Origin of the sequence: Flavivirga aquimarina (assembly GCF_030540835.1) — a bacterium.
Taxonomy (GTDB): domain Bacteria; phylum Bacteroidota; class Bacteroidia; order Flavobacteriales; family Flavobacteriaceae; genus Flavivirga; species Flavivirga aquimarina.
Genome location: NZ_JAUOEK010000183.1, coordinates 26,547 through 50,438, shown reverse-complemented (window position 1 = coordinate 50,438; position 23,892 = coordinate 26,547). Strand labels below are relative to the sequence as shown.

Sequence of the window (23,892 nt, the reverse complement as noted above, 5' to 3'; positions counted from 1 at the left end):
AAACTTTTCTTACAAAAATTGAATAAACCCTTGTTAAAAACAATTTTGGAGTTTCATATCTATTTGCTCCATAAGAGCCCATAAGTATATATGGTAATCTTTTGTATGGTAACCCCAATTATTATAGTTTGGATGATTTTGAGCTTCGGCCAAATCATTTGGTCTATTATCATTCGCTAATGGTGAATATTCAATACTTAAAGCCGTATTTAGTAACCCATCTCTTCTAAATCTAGCAGTATATAAATTATCAAACGCTATAAAATTAGCTTCGTCTGCAAAGTCATAGGCGGCATCTGGTGCAATATAATACCTTAAAGGTGTCGGTTCATCTCCATAATAACTAGAATCTTGTATAAACCAATCATTTGTTTCGTCAATGGTTCTATATACAAGACCTTTATCTACCAATATCTCATTAAAAGCTGGCAAACCAGTATTTATATCTGGTAATGTTTGGGTTTCTTCAAAACTTGCCCAATTATTAACACAACCACACTCCTCTTCTGTTTTACATAAAGATATGTTTTTCCACCAACCATCAGAATAAGTATCTTTATCTGAATAAATATACCCCATACCTCCTAAAGCAGCAGTCACTAATTTATTTCGTAAACTTTGATTTTCATCAAATAAATCGCGTAATAACATTGCCAACAAATAAGATCCTTGAGAATGACCTGCAAGTATAATTTTGTTTCCATTATTATAATTGTCCAAATACTCTAAAAATGCAGCTTTTATATCACTATAGCTAGTTTCTAGTACAGATGCTTGTAACTCTTTTGATATGGTACTACTATAAGTTTGTCCTGTAGATTGTCTGTATCGTGGCGCAAACAAGCGTCCGTATTTAGACAATAAACCTCCTTGCGCTATTATGGTTAAGGAAATTAGTAAACCCTGTTGTTCTTCTATATCTATAGCTTGAGCTGGGTCTGTAATTTGAGCTAAAACTGTAGGATGTACAAAAAACACATCTACCCCAGTATTTTTAAAAGAATTGTTTTCAATTGGGATTATACTTTCAACCTCAAGGTTTTCATCAATTACTGCTATATCGAGATTATAACCATTTATAATAGTAGCATTATTATCTGGGTGGAACGCCCAATTTTCCATTTGTGAATAATCTAAATTAGAAATAATGTCAGATTCTTCTTCTGGAGTGTCTTCAGTCTCTTTTTTTGAACAACTTAAAAAAGTTAACAGAATAATAAATATTCCTAAAATTGTAGGTTTCATAGTTTTAGTTGATTTTTTTCTTTAGACTATAAAATTACAACAAGGTTTAAAATCTAATATTTACACAAAACTATTCAAATCAATCTCATTAATAGCACCATGAGATGCATGCGCAACAACTACCCCATTTTTAATGACTAATAACTGGGGGGATTCATGCATAACTTGAAACTTATACCCTACTTCATTAGAAACCTCTCTATAATTTATTAGATCCAAATAATATAAGTCTAAGTCTTTTTCAGTTAAATTATAGCTGCTAACAAACTGCCTCATAACCATACTGCTAATACCACAACGCGTAGAATGTTTAAAGATTACTTGTGTTTTGGTAGCAGATTTTTTGTCTATAAGATCTAATTGAGGTAATTCATTTAAAGGAATCCAGGGTATAACCTTCTCTTCTTTTGTTTCATTAGTTCCTCCAAATATTTTATTAAGTAATCCCATAATTTAAAATTTTCTATAGCATACAAATTCATTAATGTATTCAATTATGCCAATGTAATAATTTTAGAGAAAATATGATCCTTAAACGCCTTAAAAACGTAGTATAATATTTTATTGAAAATTTTAAATATTCTAATGTTTTAAAAACTTAGCTATATTTTTATTGGTAACTGTATTAGCATTAATAATGTAGATACCATCATTAAATTTAGACATATTTATTCTATTAGTATCTAAAGATTCAAGGTTTAGTACTTCTTGACCTATAGAGTTATATATAGATATAGATTCTATCTCATTTAAAATGGTATCGTTGTTTATTATTAAATTTTTAGTTTTCTTATCATAAAAAACCGAAAGGGTTTTACTTTGATAAGTATCTGTAGTTAAACTATTATTTTCTTGAAATACAATAGTATATTGATCTTCGTATGTATTGCTTTGTAAAAATAATTCGGTAGTCTCATTTTTTAAATTATAATAAGAGTTACTGTAATTATCTTTCAGGAAAATATTTAAGTCCTCAGGAACATTTTCCATTTTATCAATAGCAAATTTATATAAGCCTTCATCTGTTACTTTTATAGTGATCGGTAATTCATCTTCAATATTAATATTTGGTAAAGCCTGAATGACTAATTTTTCATCATTTAACATCCAATACATACTATTACTATTTTCCTCGTATAATTTACTATCGTAGGCTTTATCATATCCCTTAGTGGCATTATTAGAATCGTATCCTAAACCTAAAAAGCTCTTAAATTGATTAGGGTCTGTAAAGGAAAACCACATTTTTGGTCTTAAATCATTATCTCTATTTGTTTTTGCCGTTTTGTTATTTGTATTTTTATGAAATATAGGAGCATCTGTAATATCAGATTCTTTAGCAAATATTCTTTGTTGGTTATTAAAAACAATACTCCCAGTATTATCTATAGGTGCAAAGAAGCCTTGAGCCACACCAATATTACCAGTTGGTATTCCTTTTGCAGAAAAACTAGTACCACTTGTAAGTCCCGATGCATCTGATGTTGCACTAGCAGCGATTCCCATTAATGAATTATAGGTGGCATACCCTCCTATATATTGAACTAGATGATGACTACTATTTGTTGTTGCCTGCTCCCAGAAATATAATGTACCTTCAATAACCGAAGCATTGTCAGTTATAAATTGATCCGCATTTAAAGCCGAAGGGTAAGGATTCCCTATTAAAATCTCATTACCAGCACTAACAGCTATAGAATAATTACCATCGTTAGGTGTGCCTTTAAATATATATTCTTGCTCAGGGTCTGTGGTACCGGATCCTTTCATAGAATAGCCAATACCCGGAGATAAATCACTTGTTGTTGTTAATGCGCTCCATTCTGAATAAGCACCTATCAATCCATTAAACCCATATAACCATCTACTACTAAGCGTAATGGGAGAAGTAGCAGGATTGGCATCAACGTTACTATGAAAATTTATAACGCCAGCAGTATCTTCTAGATACCCAATTTGCCAAAAACCACCAGTATTTACAGGCGCACTCCAATAATTGTAATTAAATAAGCTATTAGATCCTTGTTGTCTTTTAACTAAGACTCCAGAACCAGAGTTAGATGTTGTATTAGTATGTTTTTGAATAAGCTGTGATTCACCTAATAAATCGAGAACCCCATCAATAACAACTTGATTATCCACTTCTAACAAGATACCATCGGCAACATTTAATATACCTCCAGACTCCACTTCCACTTCGCGAATATAAGCATCAGAAGTAAGCGAACCAGTTATACCAGATTTTACAGTAAGTTTTAAACAGTTATCTGTGCTGTTAGGGGCATTAGCAATACCAGAACCATTAAAAAAAGAAGTACCATCCCACACGATTTGATCTAGATATCTAAGAGAAAAATAGTCTCCATCATTAAAACTCACCAAAGTTGCTGTAGCTGTAGACCCAGAAATAGTTAAACTGTATACTGTAGGCGAAGAAAAATCACTATCATTATCGACAACAAATTCTAAATCTTGGCAACTTTGTTTAGCCGATAAATCTACACCAGAGATATCGAAAGAAACAGTAACAGTACCTAAATCGTTTACTTTACTAACCCGCCATTTAGAGTTTAAGTGTTCTCTGTATGTTGAAGAATTAGTAGAAAAAGTATAATCCTTAGTGTCTTCACCCCAAAATAAATAATCACCATTAGAAAGCGCAGAAGGGTTATTTATTCTAACAATACCTGTACCTTGAGAATCTGAATGAGAATTAGAACCATTAACTCGACCTATACCAGCTACATGATGGTCAAAATCTCCGTTCCCAGAATCATCTTGTGTATATAAATCGTTTGCAGCAAGTGTGGTACCATATTTAGCAGAAACATAGTTATGAATAATAATAAACTCTGCATCATTAATTTCTCTATCAAATACAATAAGTTCACACATATCACCATCATAAAAACGGGTAATATTACGATTAGCACCTATCCTAGCAATTTGATTATCTGTGTTTATAGTTTGGACGTTGCCGGCAAGACCAGATGCAGCTGTAAGTCCACCATTATCATAAAATGTAAACTCATCAGAATCCGTACTACCTACCGGAAAAACAATAGTCCCTACACGTAAAGCTGTAGAACTTGTTAAAGTACTTCCGTACCTGTGGCCACTTATAGCCATACTAATTTCATTATGATTATTCGTTATGTTAATTCGCCTTCCATAACCAGCTACAGTAGCGTTGGTAGATCCATGATAAAGAAGGTTTTGATTTCCAACACCAGAAGAACCTTCTCCAACAAATATATATGTCCTGTCTTCGTTACCCGATGGAAAATTAGTATAATCAGGAATATTCATATACTCACTACTTGTACTTGTAAAGTGTACAGCAGGGTAACCATTATGTTGAGCCGTTTGGTAGTTAGGCGCACTAATTGAAATAGCATCATTATTATCGCCACTTTGATCTAGCCACGAAGATACATTGTCGCCATTTGTAGCATCAATACCAGTTGAAGATTCAACGCCTACATCGGCACGTAGCCATAACATTAAATTTGCAGATCCGTCGCCTATACCTCCTGGACCAGTTTGAGAGTTGGATTTTAAAAATAAGGCAAAACATACTATTAGCAGTAATAGGTTTTTGAGATTAAACATAATTTGGGGGTTGAGAGTTTGATAATTTGAGGTTTAAAAAATTCATCGTAAATTACTGCTAAATTTATTCAGTTGATTACTAAGCCTCTATTAATTTTGAGATTGTTAATGATTTCTATTAAATTGAAGTTAATGCGTACAAAATAACTGTCAATATATAACGCAAAGAAAGAATAAGACTTCTATAAATGTAATAAACAACTGTCTTTTAAATAGTTCTTATGAGCTTATAATCCCAGAATTTTGCAAAAAAAACAATGTGATTTCTTACAACGACAACTAGATCACATTAATTAGAAGGTAATTACGCCTTCTAAGTTTAAAAAAAACTCATATTCACATTTATTCAATATCTTAATTAAATGAAACAAATTCTTAACCTTTAAACTGACTAAAAGTCAGCACGCTATTCGTTTTACACGACATTTTGTCCTTAAAAATGTGTTGGTAAGATTATTGACTTCATGATGTTGTAATTGAAAATTAATAATAACAAAAAGTCCTAAAAAAATATATTGATGAATTTAAATAATTATACCATAAAATCTCAAGAAGCCATTCAGCAAGCACAACAAATTGCTCAAAGTTTCTCACATCAACAAATTGAAAATGAACATCTTTTTAAAGGCATTTTTGAAGTTGACGAAAACGTATTACCATTTATTTTAAAAAAATTAAATGTAAATATTCCCATACTTAAACAAGCTTTAGATAAACAATTGGAAAGTTTATCGAAAGTTTCTGGTAGTGAATTAATGCTATCACGCGAAACAGGAAAAAGCCTTAATGAAGCATCCATCATTGCAAAAAAAATGAAAGATGACTTCGTTTCTATAGAGCATCTTATTCTGGCAGTATTTAAATCGAATAGCAAAATAGCGCAAATGCTAAAAGATCAAGGAGTCAATGAAAAAGACCTAAAAGAGACTATTGAAGAGTTGCGCAAAGGAGAACATGTAACCTCTCAAAGCCAAGAGGACACCTATAATTCGCTAAACAAATACGCAAAAAACTTAAATCAATTAGCCAAAGACGGCAAATTAGACCCTGTTATTGGTCGCGACGAAGAAATTAGACGTATCCTTCAAATATTATCACGAAGAACTAAGAATAACCCTATATTAGTTGGAGAGCCCGGAACCGGTAAAACAGCCATTGCAGAAGGATTAGCCCATAGAATTATAGACGGTGATATTCCAGAAAACCTTAAAGACAAACAAATCTTTGCCCTAGATATGGGTGCCCTAATTGCAGGTGCTAAATATAAAGGCGAATTTGAAGAGCGGTTAAAAGCTGTCATTAAAGAAGTAACTACAAGTGAAGGCGATATTGTTTTATTTATAGATGAAATTCATACCCTTGTTGGTGCTGGTGGTGGACAAGGCGCCATGGATGCCGCAAATATCTTAAAACCTGCTTTAGCGAGAGGCGAACTTCGTGCTATAGGTGCGACTACTTTAGACGAGTATCAAAAGTATTTTGAAAAAGACAAAGCTTTAGAACGTCGTTTTCAAAAAGTGATGGTAAACGAACCAGATACCGAAAGTGCCATTTCCATATTACGTGGTATTAAAGAAAAATATGAAACACATCATAAAGTTCGTATAAAAGATGAGGCTATTATTGGTGCAGTAGAATTATCCGAACGTTATATTACCAATCGGTTTCTACCAGATAAAGCCATCGATTTAATGGATGAAGCAGCATCTAAATTACGTATGGAAATTAATTCCAAACCCGAAGAACTGGATGTTTTAGATAGAAAGATCATGCAGTTGGAAATTGAAATTGAAGCCATTAAGCGTGAGAAAGATGAATATAAACTAAAATCACTCCGGTCTGACTTGGCCAACTTAAAAGAGGACCGAAATGAAATTAATGCTAAATGGAAAAGTGAAAAAGAAGTGGTTGACAATATTCAAAATACAAAGCAAGATATTGAAAACTACAAGTTAGAAGCCGAACGCGCCGAACGTGATGGAGACTATGGAACAGTAGCTGAATTACGCTACGGAAAAATTAAAGATGCACAAGAACAACTAGAAACGTTTCAAAAGCAATTACTAGCCCAGTCTGAAAACTCATTGATTAAAGAAGAGGTTACTTATGAAGATATTGCTGAAGTCGTTGCAAAATGGACAGGTATTCCGGTAACTAAAATGGTTCAAAGTGAACGAGAAAAATTGCTTAAACTTGAAAATGACTTACACAAACGTGTCGTAGGACAAGAAGAAGCTATCACAGCGGTTAGTGATGCGGTTAGAAGAAGCCGGGCAGGTTTGCAAAATTCGAAAAAACCAATTGGTACATTCCTTTTTTTAGGAACCACTGGTGTTGGAAAAACAGAGCTAGCTAAAGCCTTGGCAGAGTATCTTTTTGATGATGAAAGTGCGATGACTCGTATCGATATGAGTGAATATCAAGAACGTCATGCGGTGAGTAGACTGGTTGGTGCACCTCCAGGATATGTTGGATATGATGAAGGTGGACAATTAACCGAAGCTGTAAGACGTAAACCTTATTCTGTGGTTCTTTTAGATGAAATTGAAAAAGCGCATCCCGATACTTTTAATATCTTATTACAGGTATTGGACGAAGGTCACTTAACTGATAACAAGGGTCGTATCGCAGATTTTAAAAACACCATTATTATAATGACTTCAAATATAGGAAGTCATTTAATACAAGAACGTTTTGAAGCAACTAAAGATATTCATTCTGCTATTGAAACGGCAAAAGTAGATGTCTTAGGGCTATTAAAACAAAGTGTGCGTCCAGAGTTTTTAAATAGAATAGATGATATTATCATGTTTACCCCTCTTAGTAAAGAGGACATCACAGCTATTGTTGGTTTGCAATTAAAAGCACTTACAAAAATGATAGCGCAACAAGATATTATTTTTGATGCGACACCAGAAGCTATAGCATATTTAGCAGAAAAAGGATATCATCCAGAATACGGAGCAAGACCTGTAAAACGTGTTATTCAAAAAGAAGTTTTAAATGCTTTAAGTAAAGAAATATTAGCAGGAAAAATTACAACGGATAGTGTTATTTTATTAGACACTTTTGATGATGAATTAATTTTTAGAAATCAAGGTTATTTAGTTACAGAAGAGTTTTAAAATTTAATAGACCCTATTTATAGCTAAATCATCATAATTTGACATAGGCGGAATTTTATATTAGACCTGCCAGGTTTTAAAAACCTAGCAGGTCTTTCGAAAGAAGTAAATCTAATTAATGACGATTTATTTTGATTTAGCTATATAACAAACTGTTTTTCATGGATTTATTAAATGGTTGGTTAGTAGAAAAAGCAACATGAATCTTTAAATTAAGATAATTGTTGCTTTTTTAATACAGAATTTTTGAAATATTATAATTTGCTTATAATTAATTTATTGCGTAAATTCCCACATGGGGATAATAAAATATATTAAACTAAAAGACACCGAAGTTTTTGTTTTTGATGACTTTATTATAAACCAAATGAAAGAGGGTGCATCTATTGAAAGTCATCACAATGATAAATTGAATGAGATTGTGCAAAAATATTTCAGCGGTAAAAACATGGTTTATATTTCCAACAGGGTAAAATCTTATTCTGTAAATCCACTCATTTATTCAGAAGCCGAAAAAATACCTAATTTATTGGCCATCGCTGTTATTGCTGAAAATCAATTAATGCGTAATAATGCAGAATATGAATTAAAGTTTTTTGACAAGCCCTGTCAAATTTTCGACTCCTTAAGTCTCGCTATAGCTTGGGCACATCAAATCATAATGGAAAATAAACCTGTCTCACTTCAATAATTTGTTGTTTATTAATAAAAAATTTCTTGAAACGAACTATCCTCGAGGCAGTCCCGATAGCTATCGGGACATAGAGATATTTCACTCGTTTCATTTTGACCATTGGGTCAAAAACCGAAATTTCTTTATTTAGATTCCCTCCCGATAGCTATCGGGATTCTCGGGAATGACAATTTCAACCGAAACCCCGAGGCAGAGCCTCGAGGAATTCTTTTTGATTAACGACCGAAACTTCAGTTCAATATAAATCATAAATGGTCAGCATAAACAGTTAATAATATTGTTTTAAAAAAAATATACCAATTGGTATATTTTTTATATATTTGTAAAATATGACCACAAAAGCAGCACTCACATCGCAATACATACTAGAAATAGTAGCGCCTATTTTTAATAAAAATGGCTATGCTGCTACCAGCCTAAGCGATGTTACCAGTGCCACAGGCTTAACAAAAGGTGCTATATATGGTAATTTTAAAAATAAAGAAGATTTAGCTATAGCTTCTTTTAAATTTACCGTTAAAAACATGCTGAAACAAATTGCAGATCATTTGTCTAAAAGCGACTCCCCTATAGAAAAGCTATTTCTCATTACAGATTTTTATAGAAACTATTACGATTACAGTAAACAGCTTGGAGGTTGTCCGGTTTTAAATATTGGTGTAGATGCCAATAACCAAAATACTCTTTTACTTCAAAAAGTAAGACACGTTATAGAAAAAATTCAAGATCAAGTAGCAACAATAATAGAAGATGGCATTGAAATTGGAGAAATCTCATCAGAAATAAATGCTATGGATTTTGCTAAACGATTAGATACTATGATTCAAGGCGCCATATTTATGACTTATACCATGGATGATAATTTTTACATACAGGATACTATGAATTTGGTCGATAACATGATAATTAAAGAGCTTAAAATATAATATTTTTTTAATCAAAAATATACCGATTGGTATATTAAATAACTTAAACATGAACCAATTATTAAACGTATTACAAAGCAAAACAAAAGTCAGATTTCAAGACTGCGATCCTTTTAACCATCTAAACAATGGAAGTTACATAAATTACTTTATGAATCATCGTGAAGATGTCCTCATACAGCATTACGATATCGATATTTATAAAATGGCAAAAGAAACAGGCAAAAGTTGGGTGTCTAGCAGTAACCAGATAGCTTATTTAAAACCTACATTTTTAATGGAGACCATTGTTTTAGAGTCTCAATTAATACGATTTACTAATAGTGAGCTATATGTAGAAATGCGTATGTATAATGAAGATAAAAGTCATTTAAAAGCTATTATTTGGTGTGGTTTTGTCTATTTCGATCTATTAAAACAAAAAAGAGAAACGCATACAGAAGATTTAATGCTACTTTTCGAGAATGTAAATAACCCTGTGAATGCAGCTACATTTGAAGAACGTATAATTAAACTAAAATCTAAAATTACACAAAAACCTAAGACTACTTTTGTTACAGAATAAATTAGGCAATAAATTCATCGACAAACCCTAAAAAAGGAGGTATATGGTATAGTTTTTGTGAAAAAAAAAATAGTTTTTGTAGATTTTGTATCAACATAATTATGTAAATTTGTGTTAGCATAAACCCTGAAAACCTACAACAACCCTAACTAATTCATGGTTTACGCTATGAATAATATCACTAAACCTACTTATCATGATGGATATATCCAAATATATTGATTATACTCTTTTAACTCCTGTTTCAACAGAACGAAATATTATAGACCTCTGTTATACAGCAAAAAAAAATGGTTTCTACGCTGTTTGTATTAATAGTTCTTATGTTTTATTAGCAAAACAATTATTAGAAGAATCGAACACCAAAGTCTGTTCTGTTATTGGATTCCCATTTGGTTCTATGGCAACAGCATCAAAAGTTTACGAAGCAAAACAAGCTATTAGTGATGGAGCTGATGAAATTGATATGGTAATTAATATTGGGTTTCTTAAAAGTAGAAATTATGTTTCTGTTTTAAAAGATATTAGCGATGTTAAACTCGCTATTGGAGATAAAATCTTAAAAGTTATTATAGAAGTTTCCGAGCTTAATAAAAATGAAATTATAAAAGCTTGCGAAATTTGTCTGGATGCCAATGTAGATTATATTAAAACATCTAGCGGTTTTTCAAAAAGCGGTGCCACATTAACTGTCGTAAAAATTATTAAAAAGACAGTTAAAGACCATATTAAAATATGTGCATCAGATGGTATTAAGAATATTGAAACTGCAAAAAAATATATTGATATAGGCGTTAGTAGAATTTCTGCTTCAACAGAATTTAAACAAAAACGTGTTACCCAAAAGTAATTTTACAATATGCTTATAATAAAAGGCTTTTAAAATGTAAATTTTAAAAGCCTTTTATTTTTTTTTCAATCTTAAAAAACTGATTAAAGCCATTGTTCGTATATAACTATAATGCATATACTTTATTAACCTATATAATTACTTTAAATTTATGAAACCAATTAATAAATATATAGATCATACACTTTTAAAAACTACAGCTACCATAACCGATATTGGTAAGCTTTGTGAAGAAGCAGAGCAATACAGGTTTTATTCTGTTTGTGTAAATAGTTGTTATGTGTCTTTAGCCAAAGAGCTTTTAGATAATAGTGGTGTCAAAATTTGTAGCGTGGTTGGGTTTCCTTTTGGAGCTATGAGTACTAATGCAAAAGTAGCAGAAGCAACTTTAGCTTTAAAAAATGGAGCTGATGAAATTGATATGGTTATCAATATTGGTTTATTAAAAAGTAAAAACTTTGATGCAGTTTGGAAAGATATTGAAGCTGTAAAAAAATGCATGCCAAATAATATCTTAAAAGTTATTATAGAAACGTGCTATCTCGAAGAATTAGAAATAATTAAAGCCACTGAATTAGCTATACAAAGTGGAGCAGATTTTATAAAAACATCTACTGGTTATGGAACTGCAGGCGCTACATTAAATGATATAAAACTTATTAAAAGCGTTTGTTCAGATGATACCAAAATAAAGGCTTCAGGGGGAATAAAAGATTACCAAACAGCCTTAGAGTATATTAATTTAGGAGTTGATCGTATAGGTACTTCTTCTGGAATTGATATTATAAAAGGGCTTGTTTTAAATTCTAATTTCTAAAGTAAGAACTACTGGGATCTCAAAAAACTCATAAGTGTTTTGAGTTTTACACATATCTAAAATAATCTTTAACAATAAAATCGATAACCAGTTTATTCTTTTATATGCTTAATTATTTACAATAGTTTCAACCTTTATCTGCTCAAGATTGATTCTTGATAATTCTTTTAAGCCATTAGTTACATGCAAACTATCTAAAGATAACAAATTTGCTTTTTTATCGAGCGGTTTAAAATTAATATAATCTACAAATCGAATTCCTTTTATATAGCGCTCGTTATAAGCTTCTCGAAATCGTAATCCCATACCATCATCTTCAGCATAAGAATATGCTAAATAATCTACTTTAAAAGTTTTAGTTTCTACCCAATATATAAACTCATCTTCAAAATCTTCACCACCCCCTTCTCTATTAAAAGTGATTTTTATTTTATGATAAGATTTATTCTTAATTTTAATTTCACCTAAATATTCTTTATTTACTGCTGCATCGTTTAAACCATACGGTAGTACCGAAAAATAATGGACAGAGTTTACAGAACTGCTATATTTCACAGCCATACTATCTGGTGTATAAACTAAATCGTTATTCACATAACGCTCAAAACCTTTATTTGTTAAAAGGTCTAAAATAGAATCTGCCGTATTCGTAAACAATCGCCCGTACAAAAAATCACCTTTATCACGCTTAGCGATATAGTGCTTATCTCTAAAATTAAAATTGATATTCGATGTGTTTAACAATGCCCCACCGGAAACATTAATAGATTGGTCTATAATAAATTGCGGATCATTATTTGTATGATTGCAACTTGTAAAGAGTAGTATTACACAGCAAAATTGGATAACTTGTTTAAAAAGCCTCATATTTTTTATTGTAAGTCGCAAAGGGGAATCATTACTTAACATAGTATTAATAAAATTATCTTAAACTTATTCTTTTAGAGTTAACCGTATCGAATCTCCTGTAAATTTTTGTGACAAAATATTAATGGAAGCCCCCTTTAACTGTAAAACCCTTGGATACCCACCTGTAGTTTGACAATCTCTCATTAAAATAATAAGTTTTCCCGAAGGCGTTAACTGAATGGTTCCGGGTAGTACCAAAGATGTTATAATGGCCTCCAGACTGTTTTCCAATGGTTCTAGCAGTTGATAAGCCATTCTATTGTTTTCTTTTGCAATAGTGAAGTGTTGCGAAAATAATAAGTCTTGTTGTGCCTTTGAAAGTTTATCAAATTCCGGGCCTTTAAAAACTTCAAGTTCTTTAGTCTTAAAATGGGAAGTGTTTATTTTAATTGCAGCATGCTTTTTGTCAAAATCTTTTAATGTGGCATCAATTATCAGCTCCTGGTTTTTAAATAACAAGGGCTGTTTTGTTATTCCTTGATACATACTGTGGCTATTCATCATTTTTTCAGTCTTAAAACCACCTGTAACAGCTAAATAACACCTAAATCCGGAAATATGTTTACCAAATGATACTATATCACCACTTTTTACTGGAATGGGATTATTTATTTTTATTGGGGTTTTATTTAACTTAGGTGATAGATCTGCTCCTGAAATACAGATACTTGTATGACAATTAAACTCAAGGGTTGGCCCTGACATCGTAATTTCCATTACAGCAGTATTCTCATTATTCCCTAATAAAATGTTAGCCATAGATGCCGAGTAAGCATCCATCACCCCAGAATACGGCACACCATATTCCTGATAACCATAACGACCTAAATCTTGGATGGTAGTATATAAACCTGCTTTTAAAACTTTAACCATCAACCACCTCGCTTTCTAATTGGTAAACACCAGCATCAACCAGTGTTTTAATATCTTTATACTTTTTAAGTGAAATCGGCTCAAAAACTATAGTATCACCGGCATTTACAAAACAAGGGGGGTCATTTTTGGGATTGAAAAATGTTATAGGAGAATTCCCTATAATGTTCCAACCACCGGGACTTTCACTTGGGTATACCCCTGTTTGTTCACCTCCAATAGCAACGGCTCCTTTTTCTATCTTTAATCTTGGTGTTGCTTTTCGTGGCGTATAAAGTTTTTCATTTAATCCCCCTAAATACATAAACCCAGGTAAGAAACCGATAAAATAAACGGTATAAACTGTTTGAGAATGTAGAGTAATAATAGATGTTTTAGATAGTCCTTTTTCAAAAGCCATCTCTTCTAAATCTATAGCAAAAAGAGTGTCATAGCATACAGGTATTTTCCATTGTTTAAGTATTGATTTAGTATCTGGGGTTATTTGATTATATAACTCTTGAAGTGTTTTAATTTCATTTTCAAAATCAACAAAATAAAAATCATAAACAACTAATAATGAATTATATGCATTCTTTATTTCAACTAAATGTTTAATATTTGAATTTTGAATTTTTTCCTTAAATCTAATAATATCAGAAAGGATATTCTTATCAATAACTGCTGGCCATTCAATTAAAATAGAACGTTCTCCATAAGGCTTATATCTGAGCTCATAAGTCATCTTATTTCAATGCCATGATTTTTTAAACGGACTCTTAAATTCTTAACTAAATTTATAGCATTAGGATTATCTCCATGAATACAAAATGTTTGCGCCTTTATGTCCATATTTTTACCTGTAATTGTTTTTACCTGTTGTTTTGAAATCATATTAAAAACATGTTCAAACAAATGGTCTTCATTATGTATGGATGCCAACTTATTTTTTCTTGAAACTAATGTTAAATCATCGTTATAATTCCTATCTGCAAAGGCTTCATAGATAATTGGGATGTTTTGGGATTTGGCTAATGTTTCAATAACAGACTTAAAAGGGACATAAAGCTTAATTGGCACGATCATGGTTTTCATGACCTCTATTATAACATGAGCAACTTTTTCATCAACTGCTGCTAAGTTATATAAGGCACCATGAGGCTTTACGTGATGTAAAGTACTATGCTCCTCGCGAAGAATATCTGTTAAATTGTCAATTTGATCCTTTATACTTTTAAATAACGCCGCACAGGACATGTCTACACTCATTCGGCCAAAATTCTCTTTATCTGGGAATGAAGGGTGTGCTCCAATCTTTACACGATGCTCTTTAGCCAACCTAACAACATTTTGCATCGTATTGGTATCTCCTGCATGGCCACCACATGCTATATTACATGAAGAAATAAGCGGTATGAGCTGTGACTCATTACCAACCCCTTCACCTACATCCACATTAATATCAATAGCATTAGGTATCACTAAAATATATTTAGTTGAAAAACTTTGTTAAGCGTTGCGATAGATAGCAAGATACTAATTCCTAGAATTATAAATCCGAAGATATTCTGTTTTATATTATTTTTATAAGTCCCTAAAATAGATGATTTATTCATAATCCAAATTAAAAAGCCAGCAATGACGGGTAATAAAATACCATTAGCCACCTGAGCAAATTTAATGATATCGATAGGTTTTATTGCTAATGACGAAAACAAAACACCTAATAACAAAATGAACATCCATACACCTCTAAACTTTTTAGATTTTAAATTAGAATGCCAACCCAAACAACCACTCGCTACATAGGCAGCTGCCAAAGGTGCTGTAATCGCACTGGTAATACCCGCTGCAAATAACCCTAAAGCCAAAAAATATGTAGCAAAACTTCCGAATAAAGGTTCTAATCCTTTTGCTAAATCTGATGCACTATTGATATCTTGAGATTGAATGGAAGCTGCTGAAATAATAATACACATAGACACCGAACCTCCTAAAACAATAGCGATAACAGTGTCTTTTCGTGCATGTTTTAAATCGCTTACTTTATGCCATTTTTCTTTAACCAAAGCTGCATGTAAGAACAAATTATAAGGCACTACCGTAGTTCCTATTAATCCGATAACAGTTAATATACTATCGTTTGAAAATTTTGGAACAAAAATACCCTTGAAAATTTCGATTATATCAGGCTTAGTAATAATGGCTGTAATTAAAAAGGCTAAACTCATTAATGTTACCAATCCTATCAATACTTTTTCAAGTAGTTTATAATTACCTATATACAGCAAAACAAAGGCTATTGCTCCAATTACCACACTTAAAACATTCAAAGAAAACCCAGCTATTTCTATATTCGGATTTCCAACAATAGTTTGTAATCCCAAAACACCTCCACTTATATTACCTGCTTCGTACGCTGCATTACCAACTACAATAGCAGATAAAATTAATACAATGGTAAACCATTTTAGAATTGGGCTCTTGATTTCTGTTCGGATAATTTGTGATACCCCTTGTTGTGTAATAATACCTAAACGCGCAGACATTTCCTGAAGCACAATTGTCGCTATTATAGATAACAACATCGCCCATAATAACGAATACCCAAAGCCAACACCTGCAAGTGTACAAACAGTAACAGTACCAGGACCAATAAACGCTGCAGCGACTAATGGTCCGGGGCCTATATTTTTAAAAATATTTTTCAGGTAGCGTAAGAATTAATTTTCTAGCCTAAATTTATTACTTTATTTGGGTTAATAAAACATCCACCGCTTTTTTTAACTGTGTATCTACTTTTTTAGACTTATCATCTGGGTTATTAAAGACTAAAACATCTGGCACTGTTGGTCCTAATTCCATATTAGACTCAGAATCTTTTACATACCATCCTCTAAAAGGCATTCTAACACTGGATCCATCAATTAGCGATGCACTTCCTGTAGAGATAACAGCTCCAAAAGTTGGTACTCCAACCAGTGTTCCTATGTTTAATGATTTATAAGCATGCGAAAATATCTCGGCATTAGAATAACTGGATTGGTTGCATAGTGCTATAGATGGTTTTGTCCAAGCCGCTAGTGGTAATCGCTCACTAAAGGGATAATGGTTTTTAAACGTTTTATGTTCTTTTTCTAAATCTTTTGCTGCACCTCTAGGCACTGTATAAGCATGTTGTTTTACATTAAGTACTGCCATTAAATAATCGGTAGTCCAACCGCCTCCATTAAAACGCACATCTATTACTATACCTTCTTTTCCTAGTCCTGCTGCTGTAAGTTCTCGCTCGAAACGCTCGAAACTTGACCAGTTCATACCTTGTATATGAATATACCCTAACTTTCCATTAGAGTATTTATTAGTTAATTCCTTACGTTCTTTAACCCAGGCATTATAATTTTCAACGCGGTTGCTACTCTTTGGTCTTATAATTATTTCTTTAGTTGTACCACCTCTATTTACTTCTAAGTAAATTTTTTCGTCTGAAGTGCCTTCTAATAGACTATATATATTTAGGTTTTTAGTAAGTTTTGTACCATTAACGGCAGTTATAACGTCCCCAGGAAATACTTTGCTTGTACTTCTATCACTTGGCATATTATTAACGACTGATGCGACTTTAAGACTTCCGTTTTTTTCCGGCATCAATTCCAGTCCTAATAAACCTGTTCTTTCTCTTTGCAAATCTTCTCTTTGTTCTCCACTTCTAAAGCCCATATGGCTTGCGTTTATCTGGCCCAGCATCCAATTAAACATATTTTGAAAATCGATACGTGTGGATGCCTTCATAGCCAAAGGTTTATACCTTTTTTTAAGGTTTTTCCAGCTTTTTCCATGGAAATTAGGATCGTAAAACCCATCATTAATAGCTTTCCAGGCTTCATTAAAGATTTGATTAGACTCTAAATTGTAATCAACATCTAACTTCGCTTTAATAGGCAGGCTTTCTGATTTATTATTTGATAAGTTTATACTGGTAAGACTACCAAAACTTTTCGTCATAAATATTTTAGAATACTTTTTATCAACTATAATATTTGAAGGTTTACTATTTTTTGTTGTAATTGCTTTTTTATCTTTCCCTTCCCATGAAATTTTAAATAAATCGGATTCGACACTAGCGTCTCCTCTACTTCCATTTCCTGTTGTGTAATAAATAGTTTTTCCGTCTTTAGAAAAGGCGCGACCAAACTCGCCTCCTACAAATGATGTTACTTGAACTTGACGCTCATGAATATCTTGAAAATCGATAACAACATCTTCTACAGCATCTTTTTGTTTTTCTTTATCTTCTTTACTTGTATCTTTTTTGTCCTTTTTCTTTGGTTCTTCTTCTGAATCTTCTTCCCAATCGTATGTTGTTTTTTCCCAATCCTTCTTGTTCAGCCATGTAAACCAAACATCATAATCACTATTATTTCTATTAGATGAAAACATTAACTTTTTCCCATCCGGACTCCAAATAGGACTCCTATCCTGTTTAGGGTGCATCGATATATTTACTGGTTTTGCACTATTATCGACTTTATGTATATATATTTCGGCATTAAAATCTAAATCTTTTAAACTATAGGCTAACCATTTGGAGTCGGGAGACCAAGACACATTACTAGCAGTATCCCAACCATCTAACAATGTTATTTCGTTAGATAATTTGCCTTCTTTATTAATATTTGCAACGACTAATTTCCCGCGCCCTCTATTAAAAACAAGTAATTTCCCATTAGGTGAAAGTACGGGGTTAGATTCCTGTACATCCGTTTTAGACAATCTTACTACTTTATGTTTTAATGTTTTGAATAAATTAGTTTCTTTATCATCTTGAGATTTTACAAGATATAAATCATTTTGCCCATCTCTATCCGATACAAAAATTAAAGTGCTATCGTTTAACCATGTAGGTATTCTATCTCTATAAGATGACTTAGAAACATTAACTGTTCTGGATTTTTCTTTTTTGTTTTCTCTTATAAAAATTTCTCCTCTAATTACTAAAGCTGTATACTTCCCATTAGGAGACAAGGCTATATCTCTAATTCCGTTACTATAGGTTTTGTGCTCTATGGGGTCTAATCTATTATCTGAAGAAATGTTTATTTTAACCTCCTTTTGTTTTTTTGAGGCTGCATTCACTAAAAATACTTGATCGCCTTTCGTCATAACCAAATCTTTTCCATTTCTGCTTATATGAAATGAAAAAATGCCCATGTCTTTAAATGAAGTTATTGATGTTACGTTTCCTTGCTTCTCTCCTGCACTATCAATTTCTAGTTTATGTATATTATACTTGCCACTTCTAGCCGACTGAAAATAAATAGTTGTATCGTTACCCCATTGTGGATAAAAATCCTGACCATTAAAAGTAGTGAGCTGTTTGTAAGTATCTTTTTCAATATTGTATAGCCAAATATCATTGTTTGCGGGCCCTTTATAGTCTTCGCGTTGTATTCTACACCCCCCTTTTACAAAAGCTATAAACTTGCCGTTAGGTGATACGGTTGCCTGAAACCCCAAAGCACTCATATATCTATATGGAGTACCGCCTTTTTCGTTTACTATATGTGTTTCGTATTCCCGCTCAACCTGAGCAAAATTTCTTCGTGTTGAAAAGAGAATATCGCCTTTTTTAGTATAATCTGTAATATTATCACTTGTAGAATGATAGGTTATTCGCTTTGCAATGCCTCCTGTAGATGCTATAACATACACATCATTATTGCCATATCTATTGCTTGTAAATGCTATTGACTTGCCGTCGAAACTCCAAATCGGATTTGTATCGTAAGCTTCATGTATTGTAAGTCGCTTTGCATTTTGTCCGGTGATATCTGAAGTCCAAATATCTCCCTGATAATTAAAGGCTATAGACTGTCCGTTTGGGCTTATTGAAGGAAAATTGATTAATGGATTCTGAGCAGAAATACTAATGCTTAATAGAAAACTAAGCACTAATACCGATTTGAAAAATAACTTCATTTTTGATGATTAATTTATATATTCATCAAATCTAGAAATATTATGTTTTATGAATCGTTTATTAGGGTTTCTTTAACACTTGCTAAAGCTTTACTTATCAATTTATTCTTTAACCGAATTTAGCGAGTAAATAGCAAAACTTCCTAACCAATGTCCGCCTTCGTAACTATCTCCAACAATACTTGGCAATGAATGGTTTATGTGATGATTTGCGATAGGTTTAAGATGTGCGTATTCAGATAAGCCTTCAGCAATCTTATTTAAGCTCCATGCTCTCGAAAAATTAACACCATCTAAATGTACCAACTTTCCATCTTTTCTATCGGATACTTTTCCTGTTTCCAATGCAAAGTTTTCATCTCTTAATTGTGGTAAAAACATATGAATCCATACTTTAAATTCTGCGGTAGTTAACACGCGTTTCATTAAAGCAGCTTCTTCTAAACAGGGTGATAAAAAATCGTAACCACTAGGCTCCCAAATTATTGGACAGCCAACATCTTTTAAATAAAAATCTTTAGCACGTTGCTCTATTAAAGATTTTAACGTATCATTCTTTACGGTATTGGCATAATCCCACGCAAAACTAAGTCCGAAAGCAGTATTTGGATGTTCTCCTACTCGAATTGGATAATTTAATTTAGGAAGAAATTCAATATATTTCCCGACAATTAAATCGGTTAAAGGTTGTAAATTATTTTCTAATTCTCTTGCTATTTCTGTATCCCAAGAATGCAATTCTTCTGCCAATTTTAATAACCAAGCCCAACCATATGTACGCTCATAAGACTTGTTATGCTTTCCAAAAAAATAAGATACCTCTATTTCTATATTTTCTTTTGATATATTTTGAAGTAATTTTTGCTTAATAGTTTCGGCTTTATCCATTTCTGGAAATGATTTTAGTAAACTTACTAAACTCCAATGTCCGTGAACTGCCGAATGCCAATCAAAACAACCATAAAAAGCGGGATGCAATACACTCGGTGTTTTTAAATCATCTTCACCTCCTAAAGTTTGAGACAGCCTATTTGGATACTCGGTATTCATACAATGCAAAGGCAGTTCTGCTAAAGTATTAGCGCCTTTTAAATTAAGTTTTGGAATATCTTGAATTTGGGTTAAAGCAGATGGTTCTTTTTGTTCTTCTTTTTTTGAAGTTTGACAGCCAAATATTAAAACGACTAGCCATAACATAATATGTTTTTTCATGCCGTAAATTTAAGCATTACAGCCCTATTATACAATAATAGTTATATTATAAAGTAGAGTAAATTATTCTAAAACAACTTAATACAGAATAGAAACTGCTTTAGGATTTATATTAGCAGAAAGCCCTCCTGAAATACTTATTAACCTTTGTGTTAAAGCAGTTTCTATTCTGTATTATGATATTTATCTTTTGAGGATATTTACTTAAATACAAACAAAAGATTATTCTTATATTGTTTGTACTAATTTTAATACAATAAAAAATAAAAACGGGTGGGAAGTTTTGTATATATATTTAAAAATAATGGCAATTACTACTTATATCTTAGCGATTCTGTAAAAATGGGAAAGATTTAGAGTAATAACTTAACTTTTTGAAGGTCACAGAATAATATAAATAGAGCTAAAACTCGCGTTTACCAAATTCGCTTTCAATAAACTTCGATTTGTTTTTTACTTTATTAAATGTATACGACAGATTTAAAAACACCATATCTACTTCGTAAACATAATTGGTGGTGGTAAAAAACTCATTGGGTCTGGATGTCGTAATACGTTGTTCGTTAGTATTTAATAATCCCATATCTATATTTTGCCATTGTAGGGTCGCCACTAATTTATCATCAAGAAACGTTTTTCTAAAGACTAGATTAGGCGAATAATATCTGGAATCTTCCCCCATAGCTGTATTTCTGTCTGATAAATAATTAAATGTAAATTGTAAAGAGGCATTTTCCCAAAAGCTAACGGTTGAATTTAGATTTATAGAGTAAATGGTCGATTTCGTATCTATATCGTACGATCTGTCTATACCGTCTCTGTGTCTAAAATTTAAAACACCGTCTATAGCATAATTGTAAATATTCGCACCTATAAAATTAGTCCAGTTTCTAGTAGGTTTTATGGTAGCTCCAATTTCTAAACCAATCGAATTACTTTTTCCAACATTAGAATAAACTCTGTTTATAATACTATCTATAACTACACCGTTTGGTTGGTAAGCTAACGTATTTACGCGATTTATTACGTTATCTACGTGTCTAAAATATGTAGTAGCATATACTGAATTTCCGCCTTTCAACTTTTTTGTCACTCCTAATTCAACCAAATCAATAAACTCTGGAAGCAGGGTGTTATCCCCTTGTTCAAAAACTTCGGAATGTTCACGTTCGGCAAAACTGTTCATCTTAAATGTGGTGGTACGCTCTACCCTTTTACTATACGCCATTTTTAAATCGGTTGTTTTATTTACGGCATATTGTGCAGATGCTGAAGGGAATAATTTTAGAAAATCGTATTTAAAAACATTGCTGTTATTTTCACTTTCTAAAGCCTCTGTATAAGTTCTATCCATAGATTCTAAACGCACGCCTGCAGCATAATTCCATTTGTTTTTTGCTCCTGTAAGTTGCGCGTACCCCGAGTGAATCGTTCTTTTTAACTTGATATTACTAGAGAATTCTGGAACTAAATTACCATCACGTTCGTAAACAAAATCGCCTGTATGATCTAAATCCCGGTATTGATAACCGGTTTCAATGGTTCCGAAAGACAAAGGCTTCAACGCATAATCTACATTGATTCGAGTACCGTATAAAGGGTTATCATTAGTGTTATATTCTTGTTGATAAACAATGCTATTATCTGGAAAACCTACATTATCGTTTTCGGTTGGACCTCCTAAAAAAGTATATTCATATAAAAATGAAGTAGATAGCTCCGATTTATCATTAAATGTATGAGTATAATCAAAACTTCCCAGAGCAAAATCACCTTTTCTAATTCTTAAATTATGATTGAAATACGCAAAGGTATAAAGCCTGTTTTCGCTTCCTATTGGAGATACCGCATGATTGTCGAAATACACAATATCGGCAAGTCTTTCTTTGGTATGCTTCCCAGCAAAAAAGCCTAAAGAAAAGGTATTGTTATCATTAGGAGTAAAATCTACATTTAACCGACCGTTATATGTAATTTCATCAAAACTTCGCTCTCCGTCCGAAGGTAAGAATGTCGTAGTATTTTCTGCATTGTTTACTATAAACATGTCGCCTTCTCTCCTACCTGTTTTATCATTTCTTTGATAGCTGCCTCCTAACGAGATATTCCATAAATCTGTACGTTTATTTAAAGTAGCATCAATCCCATATCGTTGTGCTGCTTTTTGGGTATCGTATGTTTCTATTGATGGAAATCCACCACGAATATTAACTTGTGCATAGGTACCATTAACAGCTCCCTTTTTAGTAATTATATTTAAAATACCGCCTTTACCTTCCGGGTCATATTTTGATGAAGGTGCTGTAATTAACTCAACTGTTTCTAAAGCGTTTGCCGGTAGTTGTGCTAAAATAGCGCTTACATCACCTTGGGTAGGTTTTCCGTTTACTAAAACAGCAAAACCTTGACTTCCACGAACGCTTATACCTCCTTGACCATCAATGGTTACCGATGGCAAGTTTTTAATCACATCAATAGCATTACCTCCTTGACTATTTTGATACTTTTTACTATCAAATACCTGTCTGTCTATCTTATGTACAACCGAAGCACGTTGTCCTTTTACAACGACTTCATTTAACTGTCCTCCTAATTGTAACGTTATAACACCTAATTTAATGATTTCATTTTTTCTGCTTATTATAACATCTCCTATTCGTTTCGTGGTGTACCCCATAAAAGACGCTTTTAAATAATAATTACCTGGTTTTACGCCTTCTATAGAAAAAACACCATCTACATTGGTTATAACACCTGTTACTAAACTATTATCTAGATTCTTATATAAGGCCGCTGTGGCATACTCTAGTGGGTAGTTATCTTCAGATTCAATAATCTTTCCTGAGATTTGAGCCGATAGATTATTTACTATTAAAAAAAATATTGCAGCTAGTAGAATACCTTGTATTGATTTCATCTTATCTAACCTTATGATGTTATACATACGTGTTTAAGTTTTAGGGACAGTAAATGTAAATAATAAGGTGTTTTTGAAGCATAATGCTTCTGGGAAATCAATAAAATTTCAGGGATTATTTTTATTAAAACAGTTTTATTAAAAGAATCTAAACAATCAATCTAAAATATTATTGATTTCATAAATTGG

Annotated in this window: 17 protein-coding genes; 6 read left to right on the top strand and 11 right to left on the bottom strand. The window is 32.2% G+C overall.

Features of this window, described 5'->3' with window-relative positions; translation table 11 throughout:
- Nucleotides 1–33 precede the first annotated feature (33 nt).
- The 3 genes from Q4Q35_RS19760 to Q4Q35_RS19750 all read right to left on the bottom strand — a co-directional run bounded on the left by Q4Q35_RS19760 (nt 34) and on the right by Q4Q35_RS19750 (nt 4,857).
- Complete coding sequence (locus tag Q4Q35_RS19760) at nt 34–1,245, bottom strand: DUF3089 domain-containing protein (RefSeq protein WP_303279757.1); 1,212 nt, start codon at nt 1,243–1,245, stop codon at nt 34–36.
- A 60-nt stretch (nt 1,246–1,305) separates the two neighbouring features.
- Entirely contained in the window at nt 1,306–1,695 is a 390-nt protein-coding gene (gene ytxJ, locus Q4Q35_RS19755) for a bacillithiol system redox-active protein YtxJ (protein WP_303279756.1), read from the bottom strand.
- 132 nt (nt 1,696–1,827) lie between these two features.
- A complete protein-coding gene (locus Q4Q35_RS19750; RefSeq protein ID WP_303279755.1) occupies nt 1,828–4,857 on the bottom strand; it encodes a DUF8693 domain-containing protein in 3,030 nt (1,009 codons plus the stop codon).
- 518 nt (nt 4,858–5,375) lie between these two features.
- Here Q4Q35_RS19750 and clpB point away from each other — a divergent pair.
- The 6 genes from clpB (at nt 5,376) to deoC (Q4Q35_RS19720) (ending at nt 11,834) form a co-directional block, all read left to right on the top strand.
- Complete coding sequence (gene clpB / locus Q4Q35_RS19745; RefSeq protein ID WP_303279754.1) at nt 5,376–7,982, top strand: ATP-dependent chaperone ClpB; 2,607 nt, start codon at nt 5,376–5,378, stop codon at nt 7,980–7,982.
- A gap of 295 nt (nt 7,983–8,277) precedes the next feature.
- Entirely contained in the window at nt 8,278–8,673 is a 396-nt protein-coding gene (locus Q4Q35_RS19740; protein ID WP_303279753.1) for a hypothetical protein, read from the top strand.
- A gap of 332 nt (nt 8,674–9,005) precedes the next feature.
- Nucleotides 9,006–9,602, top strand: a complete 597-nt coding sequence (locus Q4Q35_RS19735) for a TetR/AcrR family transcriptional regulator (protein ID WP_303279752.1) — start codon at nt 9,006–9,008, stop codon at nt 9,600–9,602.
- 49 nt (nt 9,603–9,651) lie between these two features.
- Nucleotides 9,652–10,167 (top strand): acyl-CoA thioesterase, encoded by a 516-nt coding sequence (locus Q4Q35_RS19730; protein ID WP_303279751.1) that lies wholly within the window; start codon nt 9,652–9,654, stop codon nt 10,165–10,167.
- Nucleotides 10,168–10,363: 196 nt separating this feature from the next.
- Nucleotides 10,364–11,017, top strand: coding sequence for a deoxyribose-phosphate aldolase (deoC, locus tag Q4Q35_RS19725; protein WP_367892764.1), 654 nt, complete (start codon nt 10,364–10,366; stop codon nt 11,015–11,017).
- A 151-nt stretch (nt 11,018–11,168) separates the two neighbouring features.
- Nucleotides 11,169–11,834, top strand: coding sequence for a deoxyribose-phosphate aldolase (deoC, locus tag Q4Q35_RS19720; protein ID WP_303279750.1), 666 nt, complete (start codon nt 11,169–11,171; stop codon nt 11,832–11,834).
- A gap of 108 nt (nt 11,835–11,942) precedes the next feature.
- Here deoC (Q4Q35_RS19720) and Q4Q35_RS19715 read toward each other — a convergent pair whose 3' ends face one another.
- From Q4Q35_RS19715 to Q4Q35_RS19680, 8 genes are all read right to left on the bottom strand, one after another.
- Nucleotides 11,943–12,701, bottom strand: a complete 759-nt coding sequence (locus Q4Q35_RS19715; RefSeq protein ID WP_303279749.1) for a DUF6503 family protein — start codon at nt 12,699–12,701, stop codon at nt 11,943–11,945.
- Between the two features lie 66 nt (nt 12,702–12,767).
- Nucleotides 12,768–13,616, bottom strand: coding sequence for a 5-oxoprolinase subunit C family protein (locus Q4Q35_RS19710; RefSeq protein WP_303279748.1), 849 nt, complete (start codon nt 13,614–13,616; stop codon nt 12,768–12,770).
- Nucleotides 13,609–14,340 carry a 5-oxoprolinase subunit PxpB gene (gene pxpB / locus Q4Q35_RS19705; RefSeq protein ID WP_303279747.1) on the bottom strand — a complete coding sequence of 244 codons (732 nt, stop codon included), beginning with the start codon at nt 14,338–14,340 and terminating at the stop codon, nt 13,609–13,611. The genes Q4Q35_RS19710 and pxpB overlap by 8 nt, the downstream gene beginning before the upstream one ends.
- On the bottom strand, nt 14,337–15,077 hold the full coding sequence (pxpA, locus tag Q4Q35_RS19700; RefSeq protein WP_303279746.1) for a 5-oxoprolinase subunit PxpA: 741 nt from the start codon (nt 15,075–15,077) through the stop codon (nt 14,337–14,339). Before pxpA ends, pxpB begins: the two co-directional genes overlap by 4 nt.
- Nucleotides 15,077–16,306: an Nramp family divalent metal transporter gene (locus Q4Q35_RS19695; RefSeq protein WP_303279818.1), complete on the bottom strand. Its 1,230-nt coding sequence runs from the start codon at nt 16,304–16,306 to the stop codon at nt 15,077–15,079. The genes pxpA and Q4Q35_RS19695 overlap by 1 nt, the downstream gene beginning before the upstream one ends.
- A gap of 34 nt (nt 16,307–16,340) precedes the next feature.
- Nucleotides 16,341–19,574, bottom strand: a complete 3,234-nt coding sequence (locus Q4Q35_RS19690) for a S41 family peptidase (protein WP_303279745.1) — start codon at nt 19,572–19,574, stop codon at nt 16,341–16,343.
- A 102-nt stretch (nt 19,575–19,676) separates the two neighbouring features.
- Nucleotides 19,677–20,786 carry a DUF2891 domain-containing protein gene (locus Q4Q35_RS19685; protein WP_303279744.1) on the bottom strand — a complete coding sequence of 370 codons (1,110 nt, stop codon included), beginning with the start codon at nt 20,784–20,786 and terminating at the stop codon, nt 19,677–19,679.
- Between the two features lie 403 nt (nt 20,787–21,189).
- Nucleotides 21,190–23,730 carry a TonB-dependent receptor gene (locus Q4Q35_RS19680; RefSeq protein WP_303279743.1) on the bottom strand — a complete coding sequence of 847 codons (2,541 nt, stop codon included), beginning with the start codon at nt 23,728–23,730 and terminating at the stop codon, nt 21,190–21,192.
- Nucleotides 23,731–23,892: the final 162 nt, after the last annotated feature.

Bases quoted from the DNA above. Each gene is read 5' to 3' on its own strand.
- Q4Q35_RS19760 (WP_303279757.1), bottom strand. From the start codon at position 1,245: ATGAAACCTACAATTTTAGGAATATTTATTATTCTGTTAACTTTTTTA.
- ytxJ (WP_303279756.1), bottom strand. From the start codon at position 1,695: ATGGGATTACTTAATAAAATATTTGGAGGAACTAATGAAACAAAAGAA.
- Q4Q35_RS19750 (WP_303279755.1), bottom strand. From the start codon at position 4,857: ATGTTTAATCTCAAAAACCTATTACTGCTAATAGTATGTTTTGCCTTA.
- clpB (WP_303279754.1), top strand. From the start codon at position 5,376: ATGAATTTAAATAATTATACCATAAAATCTCAAGAAGCCATTCAGCAA.
- Q4Q35_RS19740 (WP_303279753.1), top strand. From the start codon at position 8,278: ATGGGGATAATAAAATATATTAAACTAAAAGACACCGAAGTTTTTGTT.
- Q4Q35_RS19735 (WP_303279752.1), top strand. From the start codon at position 9,006: ATGACCACAAAAGCAGCACTCACATCGCAATACATACTAGAAATAGTA.
- Q4Q35_RS19730 (WP_303279751.1), top strand. From the start codon at position 9,652: ATGAACCAATTATTAAACGTATTACAAAGCAAAACAAAAGTCAGATTT.
- deoC (WP_367892764.1), top strand. From the start codon at position 10,364: ATGATGGATATATCCAAATATATTGATTATACTCTTTTAACTCCTGTT.
- deoC (WP_303279750.1), top strand. From the start codon at position 11,169: ATGAAACCAATTAATAAATATATAGATCATACACTTTTAAAAACTACA.
- Q4Q35_RS19715 (WP_303279749.1), bottom strand. From the start codon at position 12,701: ATGAGGCTTTTTAAACAAGTTATCCAATTTTGCTGTGTAATACTACTC.
- Q4Q35_RS19710 (WP_303279748.1), bottom strand. From the start codon at position 13,616: ATGGTTAAAGTTTTAAAAGCAGGTTTATATACTACCATCCAAGATTTA.
- pxpB (WP_303279747.1), bottom strand. From the start codon at position 14,340: ATGACTTATGAGCTCAGATATAAGCCTTATGGAGAACGTTCTATTTTA.
- Q4Q35_RS19690 (WP_303279745.1), bottom strand. From the start codon at position 19,574: ATGAAGTTATTTTTCAAATCGGTATTAGTGCTTAGTTTTCTATTAAGC.
- Q4Q35_RS19685 (WP_303279744.1), bottom strand. From the start codon at position 20,786: ATGAAAAAACATATTATGTTATGGCTAGTCGTTTTAATATTTGGCTGT.
- Q4Q35_RS19680 (WP_303279743.1), bottom strand. From the start codon at position 23,730: ATGTATAACATCATAAGGTTAGATAAGATGAAATCAATACAAGGTATT.